The organism is Paraburkholderia sp. BR14320 (assembly GCF_040948665.1).
GTDB classification, from domain to species: Bacteria; Pseudomonadota; Gammaproteobacteria; order Burkholderiales; family Burkholderiaceae; genus Paraburkholderia; species Paraburkholderia youngii.
Map to the genome: position 1 here is coordinate 1 of NZ_JBFPKG010000104.1, position 7,763 is coordinate 7,763.

The following is a 7,763-nucleotide window of genomic DNA, read 5'->3' on the forward strand; positions in this document are numbered from 1 at the left end:
TCGGCCTCACAGTGCTTTAAAAAGGTTGATGCGCGTTGAAATTGCACAATGCGAAAGATTTAGCGACGGTGGGCGCTCAAATCGTGGAAGGTCGATTCCGGGCGGGGGTATTTCCGCATCCTGCTAATTCTGATTGTCGCGGTTTATCCCGGTTGATGCCCAGGTCGCTAGGCGCGCCTGCGGGCCGTCTGCTCGAATGTCTCGCCCGCGCGAAAACGATCCAGCCTGTCGCTCGCGTCAGCGATTGCGGCGACTGGCGCGCGCCGAAGCTGATGGTCGTAGGTGCTCACGATCGTTGCGAACTGCGCAAATCCGTCATCGTCGAGCATCCACACGCCGGTGTCCCGGCCGCGGTCGAATGCCGACCCGATCACCTCTTCTGCGTCCTGCATCTGTTCGACCGTCGCCGAGCCGTATCCGGCTTCCGCGAGCAGCCCCACAACGATCATGGCCTGGCACAGCGTCTGGGCAGCGTTCAGATTGGCCTGGCCTCTCCGCATCGCGTCGAGGGCTATGTGCACCTGTAAGGAAAGTTCGTCCGCCTGGGCGCGCGGCATCGGCAACAGCAGAGTTTTCGAGCGGCGGGCGCGAACGGCCTGCGGGCTTGTGTAAAACGGAATTGTTCTTGCCATCGATGATTGATGATTGGAAAGGCAATTGCGCCGCAGACATATACCACAATTTCCCGCTGCGGTTAATCCGAAAGCTATACGTTTTTCTTGAGCTTTCCGGGTTAAACCCGTTAGCCGGCTGACAGGAACGAGCAACGCGCGATGCAGCGCCGCGTGGTTCAAGGCATCCATCGTCTGCGACATCGAGCACGACACTTTCCCCGAAAGCTCGCGGATTTGATTGTTCTTTCAGTCTGCTTCAGCTTCTGGCCGGACGGAACAATAGCAGCATGTCCGAGGCTACCGACAATCCCCTGCTCAAACTGCGCCCGCTCGAGGAGAGCGCGGTACGCATGTTTTTCGAGTCGCTGCGTCCATTGCGCGAGTGCCTTGACGCGCCCGACGTTGCCGAAATCATGATCAACGATTTCAGCAACATCTGGATCGAGCGTCGCGGCAGGATGGAGCGCCTTGACCTCACGCTTAACGAAGCGGTGCTTGACGGCGCGATCAGCGCGCTGGCGGCATCGGTCGACAAGTCGGCGGTCGCTGGCACCGCGCAGGGGATCATCAACGCAGGTCACAAGAACCTGCGTATCGCATCGGTGATGCGGCCCACCGCGATCGACGGCAACGCGCTTTCGATCCGCAAGCATCGCGACAAGCACCTCTCGCTGCACGACTACGTGGACATGGGCGCATTCTCGCTCGTGAACGCCCGCAAGGAAAAGGAACTCGACCTCTTCCCGCCGGGCATCCAGGACCACGCTCTGCGCGAGGCCCTGAGCGCGATGGTGCGGGCACGCCGCAATGTCCTCGTCGCTGGCGGCACGTCATCGGGCAAAACCACGCTGCTCAACGCGCTGAACGCGCAGATCCCTGAGGATGAACGGGTCATCACCGTCGAAGACACGATGGAACTGAAGCTGACCGCGCCCAATCGCGTGCGGCTTCTGTCGAACCCCGACAAGGGCGTGACGACGCAACTGCTCGTGGCCCTGTGTCTGCGCTTCCGGCCCGACCGCATCATCGTCGGCGAAGTGCGAAGCGGCGAGGCCTATGACTTCATCCAGGCGCTGAGCACCGGCCACGACGGTGGGATGGGCTCAATCCACGCCAACGACGCGCGTGGCGGTCTGAGCCGACTCGAAAGTCTCGCGATGCTCGGCGTGCCGCCTGGCAGCCGGTGGGAACTGGCAGATATGCGCAAGGCGGTGGCCGACTGCTTCCACTACGTCATCCATCTTCGCCGCACAGGCGAGCTGCGTCACGTTTCCGAAATCCTCGAAATCAAGGGTTTCAGGGACGGCGACTACGTTCTCAACCGCGTTTTCTAACCCATCGGAGTGACATTGAATGAAGAAGTATCTGTCTGAATTTCTCGCTACCGCGCGCGAGCGCACGCGAGCGTTGAGCCGCTTTATCTGGACACGCTTCCTCACCCGCCGTGAGCTGCGTTCGACCGTCGTTGCTGCTTCGCTCGCCGCATTCGCGCCGTTCGCGTCGGCCGTCGACCTGACCGACCTCGGCTCCGCGACGGACGTCATCTGTCTGATCTCGTCCTACATTAGTGGCCCGTGGCTTTACGGCATCGGCATCGTGCTGATCATCGTCGGCGCGGTCGCGATCGGCAACTCGGAAAGCACCATCGGCAAGATCATTTCGACGGTCTTCGTCGGCCTCGGGCTCGCGGCGTGTGCGATCCCGATCGTGAAGAACCATCTGCACATCAACTACACCTGTACCTGAGCTCACATGCGTAAGCCCACACGCGTGAGCCGTTCGCTTTCGCTGCCGCGCCAGATGGGTGGGGCAGATCGTGGTCTCGCGATCGCCAACGGCACGATGACCATGCTGCTCTGCTACACCAGCATGACGCCAACCTTCCTGGTCGTTGGCATAGCTGTTCACTGGCTGCTGCGCTGGAAAAGCTCGAAAGATCCGTGGTGGAAGCAGGTCATGCTCGTCTACAACCGCTACGCGGACGTGTATGAGCCCCTGCCGACTGCGAAGTTTTCGGCCCGGTTCAAACGTCCCTATGGATTTGATCAGGACCTGCCATGCTGAAGAAGAGCCTGAAGCGCCGCTCGATCCAGGAGATCGCCCCATGGGCGACGATGGTTACGCCCGAACTGATCCTCGACAAGGACGGGTCGCTGCTGACCGTCTATACGTTTGAAGGCGTGGACGCGGACAGCCCGAACGCCTCCGATATTTCGGCCGCGCGCGACAACCTGGATCATGCCTGCAAGAATTTCGACCACCGGATCACGGCGTGGTGGAAGCTTTCGCACCGGCGCGTCAAGGGGGACATCGGTGGGACATTCGATTCCTCGATGGACGCGCGTGTCGACGAAATCAACCGCGCTCATGTCGCGAGCGGCCGGTATTTCCGCAACACGCACTCGCTCGCACTCGCCTTCACGCCCGAGACCGGCGTCAACAAGATCTTCGAGAAGGTCGCGTATCACATGACGGTGGGCGGCAAATCGATGCCGCTCGCGATCTTCGAGACGATCAAGGACTCGGTCCTTGCGCGCAGTGCCTTCGCCTTTGATATCGAGCGACTGACGTCTGATATCAAGCGGTTCGAAGGCGTGATCGATGCGTTCAAAGGGGGTGTCACGCGCCTGAGGATGAAGCGTCTGCAATTGCAGAACGCGCTCGCGTTCCTCCATCAGGCGGCCAACCCGTCGGTGCCGCCGCGGCGGGTGCGGTATCCCGTCACGATGCTCGATACGCACCTGACCGAGAGCGAAGTCACGATCGGTGCCGACACGCTGATGTTCGAATCGGCGCACGGCAAGCGGTACGCGAAGATCATCGCGGTCACGGAGTGGATGGGCTTTCAGGAAGCGGCGCTCGACGTGCTCGCGGAAGTCGACGCCGAACTGGATGTGTGCGTGATGTTCCGATTTCTGGATACAACGAAGGCGAGCGCGTACATCGAGAAGATCCGCAAGTTCTACAAGGTTGCCGCGTTCAATCCGTGGTCGATCCTCAAGGCCTATTTCTCGAAGGAGGAGCAGAAAAACGACGAAGGCCGAGAGCGTCTCGCTGATGAAGCGGAAAAGGCGCTGGCGAAGCTCGTCGCGGACGGGCAGCAGTATGGCTTTGCGAACGTCTCGGTGATCGTCTATGGCGATACCATCGAGGAATGCGACGACGCCACGCGCGAAGTGATCGGCCGCATCGGCAATGCTGGCTTTGGCGTGATCCTCGAGCGGGACAATCTGTTTGCCGCCTGGCAGACGACACTGCCGGGCCGGTGGGACCAGCAGAGGCGATTGCAGTTTGTCGAAACGCCGGCCGTGTCCGATATCGCACCGGTGCGCAGCGTATCGGAGGGCGACACGGTCAATGCGTGGCTCACGCAGCAGTCCGGCGAGAAGACCGGGCCGCTCACGATGCTGCCGACGCGTCACAAGACGCTACAGCGCGTGAGTCTGCATCATCCGGGCGGCAAGTCGCACGCGCTCGTGATTGGCCCGATTGGCGCGGGCAAGTCGATCTTCCTGAATTTTCTCGTCTCCCAGACCGGGCGCCACAAGGCACGGCGAATCCGGTTCGACAAGGACCGCTCAACCCGCATCCCGACCCTGCTCGCGGGCGGACGGTTCGTCGACGCGACGGGGCGTTTTGAGGCCGGGACCTCGGTCAATCCGCTTTCGCTGCTGCACGATCCAAAGCACTTCCCATACGTCGCCGATTGGGTGCAGATGGCGATCGAGGACGATGACTTCCGATGCTCGCCGCAACAGCAGCGCACGATTTTCGAGAAAGTCACGGTCCTGGGAACGGGCTACCCGCGAGACCTCTGGACACTGTCCAACCTGAACGCGCTTCTGCCGATCGAGCTGCGCGAACGTCTCGCCGTCTGGACCCAGGGTGAAAAGAACGGCCGGTTTTTCGATCACGTCGACGACGCCTTCTCGCTGTCCGACGACATCTCGATCGAAATGGGCGACCTGTTCCAGAACTATCCGGTGGCCGCGGCGCTGTTCATGGATTACGCGTTCTACCGTCTCGCGCAATGGCTCGACGGCAAGCGCTACACGGTCATCGAAGTGGAGGAGGCGGGCTTCTTCTTCCAGTATCCGCGCTTCTACCAGCGGCTGGAAATCTGGGCGGTCACCATCCGCAAGCTGAATGCGACGCTACTGCTCGCGACGCAGTCGCTCTCCCAGGTGGCGCGGATTCCGAACTTCGAAATTCTCAAGGAAAACATTCCGAATATCTTCTATCTGCCCAACAAGGATGCAAAGAACAACCTGCATCTGTATCGCGACCTGTTCGGGCTGACGGAACACCAGATCGACATGCTGGCCAACGCAGTGCCGAACCGCGACTACCTGTGGGTGACGCCGGACCAGACCCGCATGCTGCAGGCGAGCTTCCCGAAGGAAACGCTCGCGCTGCTGCGCTCGGACGGCCGCGCGCAGGCGGTGCTCGACAGGCACTACACGTCCGGCGCACCGGACTGGCGCGAGGCCTACGTGCGCGAAATGCTGACTCTCGACTAGGAAACCCACGATGAAAATGATCCTTGGCCGCCTGACGCTCGCCGCAGGCCTGATGCTCGGTATGTCGCACGCTGCCAACGCCGTGCTGCCCGTCATTGACGCGTCTAACCTCGCGCAGAACATCATCACTGCGGCGAAGGCCGTGAAGACCGAGATCTATCAGGACAGCAACATCGTCTACCAGTACCAGATGATGGCAAACCAGCTGCTGCAGGCGACAAACCTCGACCCGTCTGCCATGAAGGCGCAGTACGACCAGATCACCGGCGACATCAGCAAGTTCACGCAGCTCAAAAGCACCCTGACTGACATGTACGGTGACCTCAACGAGGGCAGTCAGTGGATCAATCACGTCCAGACACTGATTTCCCGCTCGGGCAAGTCGAATTCGCAGTGGTTCGCGGACATGGCAACGCTCTACAACCAGCGTGATAACGAGGCCACGCGCCTCTTTCAGACAGGCAATGACGTCATGGTGCACGCCCAGACGCTGGCCAAACGCCGCCAGGAACTGCAGTCGCAGATGTCGCTCACGCCGACGCAACAGGCAACCGCTGAGATGACGACGCATTATCTGGACATCGTATCGAGCCAGATGAGTGACCTGATCCAGATGACGGCCGGCAAACAGCAGCAGGATGCACAGAAGCAGTCGATTGCCAACGAGGACGACAAGAACCGCTCAGCCGCCGCGAAAAGCTTCCTGGATCAACAGGACGCAGAACGCGCGTCCTATGGCTTCTGATGCGGGCAGGGCTGAACATGCTTCGCTATCTGAACCGGCTTTTTCTGACGGTGCTGGTGCCGCTGTGTGTGTTCGCGTGTCCAGGGTTTGCGCTCGCAGACGAACCTACGACCCTGCCGGACGGCACCGTGGTGCCCGCTTCCAACGCGCCCAGTCCGTCGAACTCGGGTGCCACGGCTGCGTCGCTGGTCAAGCCGGGAGAACTTGGGCAGGCCAATGCGAATGCGATCGCGAAGCTCAACGCGATGTTTGCCTCGGTGGTCAGTGCCGCCGCTGATGCAAGCCAGAGCGTCAGCCAGGAATCGGACAAGTTCGCTAGTGGCCTTGCGGTCATCACCATCGTGCTGGCCGCGGTCCGCTTCGCCGCGACAAAAGACCCGGTCATGGCATGGATCGCGCTTTTCGAGGAGCTAGGGATGCTCGGCATTTTTGCATCCTTCTACATTGGCTACGCGACCTGGGTTCCATCCTTCTACAAGTGGTTCGTGACACTGTCGTCCGAGATTGCCGGTGGCACGAACATGGGCAGTTCGGTCAGCATCATCGGCAATGCCGCCAGCCAGCTTTTCGACTCGGTCATCAAGGCTTTCAAGGGTGCCGCATGGACCGAATACATCTCGGTGCTGATCGGCGTCATTCCGCTCCTTCTTGCATGGTTGGTCCTGTCGATCACGGCCGTCGTCTTCGTGTTCTACATCAACGTGGGGCAGTTGCAGTTTGCGTGCGGCGCGGTCATGGGCCAGATCGCATTTGCGCTCGGATTTTCGTCATTCACGCGCAGCTACTTCAAGTCATGGCTCGACTTCATGATCACCGCGGGCATGTATATGGTCGTGGCCGCCATCATGATGAAGCTCGTCACGGGTACTCTCGTCAACGCAGTCAAGGACGCGGCCAGCGCGGGACTGACCACTTCACTGTCGGCCGGCTACGTCTTTGACCTCGCGTTTTTCGTGTTCCTGGTGTCGTTCGAGATTCCCAAAATCGCCGGAATGTTCGGGGGCGGCACCGGAGCAACCGGCGGGGCGCTGGCCAAACTCGCGAAGCCGCTGCTATGACCGCGCATACGCCTATGACCGGGGACGCGCTGCTCGGCGAGTATCAGCGTCGCGTGGACCTGATTGCGCAGTGTGCGAACGAAGCCAGCCAGAGCGAGCTGGAGCGCAAGTGGCGCGCTGTTCTGCGCGCCTGCGCGTCGTGGTTCTCGTCGTTGCCGTTGAGCCCGGATCTGTACCGCGAACCGGGCGGCGCCTTCCGCGCCACGATCGAGACCGCGTTCTACGCCATGCGGCTCGCTGGCGGCCAGAAGTTCGGCACCAACCTGCCTTCGGAAAAGCGCCGGCGCATCGAGCCGCAGTACAACTACGCCGTCTTTCTGGCCGCGGTGTGCTCGCGGCTTGACGAACCGTACCGGCATTTCGCCGTCGAGCGGGACAGCGACCGTGCACTGTGGAATCCGCCGGTTCACGGAGCTTTCGGCCCTTGGCTGGCCGGATCGTCATATCGCCTCACGCGGCGCGAAAACCCGCTGCCGGTCGAACGGATGCGCACCGGCATGCTTGCCCAGATGCTGGTGGGCTCCGAACTGCTCGCCGGTCTCGACGCCGAGGTGCTCGCCGAACTCTTTGGCGCGATCAATCCGAACATGCGGCCGATCGAGGCCGAATCGCTGCTGCACAAGGTGGTCCGCCAGGGCGTGAGCACGGCCGACGAGTTTGACCGCAAGGCGCAGCGTGGCGTGTTCGCGCCGGTGCAGTTCGATACGTATTGCACGCCGCGGTCGCTGTGATGGATCAGCCCGTCCTGCTGCGCCGGCTGTCGCTCGTACAAGGCCTGTTCCAGTGCGTCCAGAACGAAGTCCGTGCGCGCCGAGCTCGACACACG

At 61.3% G+C, this 7,763-nt stretch carries 7 protein-coding genes and 2 pseudogenes; 7 read left to right on the forward strand and 2 right to left on the reverse strand.

The window, feature by feature from the left end; translation table 11 throughout:
* Positions 1–167 precede the first annotated feature (167 nt).
* Positions 168–632 (reverse strand): hypothetical protein, encoded by a 465-nt coding sequence (locus tag AB3X89_RS38265; RefSeq protein WP_368587825.1) that lies wholly within the window; start codon positions 630–632, stop codon positions 168–170.
* 269 nt (positions 633–901) lie between these two features.
* On the opposite strand from AB3X89_RS38265, the gene AB3X89_RS38270 reads away from it, so the two are divergent.
* The 7 genes and pseudogenes from AB3X89_RS38270 to AB3X89_RS38300 form a co-directional block, all read left to right on the forward strand.
* Positions 902–1,948 (forward strand): CpaF family protein, encoded by a 1,047-nt coding sequence (locus AB3X89_RS38270; RefSeq protein WP_368587821.1) that lies wholly within the window; start codon positions 902–904, stop codon positions 1,946–1,948.
* Between the two features lie 19 nt (positions 1,949–1,967).
* Positions 1,968–2,360, forward strand: a complete 393-nt coding sequence (locus AB3X89_RS38275) for a conjugal transfer protein TrbC (protein ID WP_368587822.1) — start codon at positions 1,968–1,970, stop codon at positions 2,358–2,360.
* 6 nt (positions 2,361–2,366) lie between these two features.
* The gene (locus AB3X89_RS38280) at positions 2,367–2,678 is read left to right on the forward strand and encodes a VirB3 family type IV secretion system protein (protein WP_018432932.1); all 312 of its coding nucleotides are present in this window, start codon (positions 2,367–2,369) and stop codon (positions 2,676–2,678) included.
* Positions 2,672–5,134, forward strand: coding sequence for a VirB4 family type IV secretion system protein (locus tag AB3X89_RS38285; protein ID WP_368587823.1), 2,463 nt, complete (start codon positions 2,672–2,674; stop codon positions 5,132–5,134). Before AB3X89_RS38280 ends, AB3X89_RS38285 begins: the two co-directional genes overlap by 7 nt.
* Positions 5,135–5,144: 10 nt before the next feature.
* The gene (locus AB3X89_RS38290) at positions 5,145–5,879 is read left to right on the forward strand and encodes a type VI secretion protein (protein ID WP_176125175.1); all 735 of its coding nucleotides are present in this window, start codon (positions 5,145–5,147) and stop codon (positions 5,877–5,879) included.
* 17 nt (positions 5,880–5,896) lie between these two features.
* Positions 5,897–6,937, forward strand: coding sequence for a type IV secretion system protein (locus AB3X89_RS38295; protein ID WP_368587824.1), 1,041 nt, complete (start codon positions 5,897–5,899; stop codon positions 6,935–6,937).
* Positions 6,934–7,638, forward strand: a pseudogene (locus AB3X89_RS38300) (TraI domain-containing protein); the annotation flags it as partial. The gene AB3X89_RS38295 and the pseudogene AB3X89_RS38300, both read left to right, overlap by 4 nt.
* On the opposite strand, the pseudogene AB3X89_RS38305 reads toward AB3X89_RS38300, so the two are convergent.
* Positions 7,638–7,763 (reverse strand): annotated as a pseudogene (locus tag AB3X89_RS38305) (IS3 family transposase); the annotation flags it as partial. The pseudogenes AB3X89_RS38300 and AB3X89_RS38305 overlap by 1 nt on opposite strands.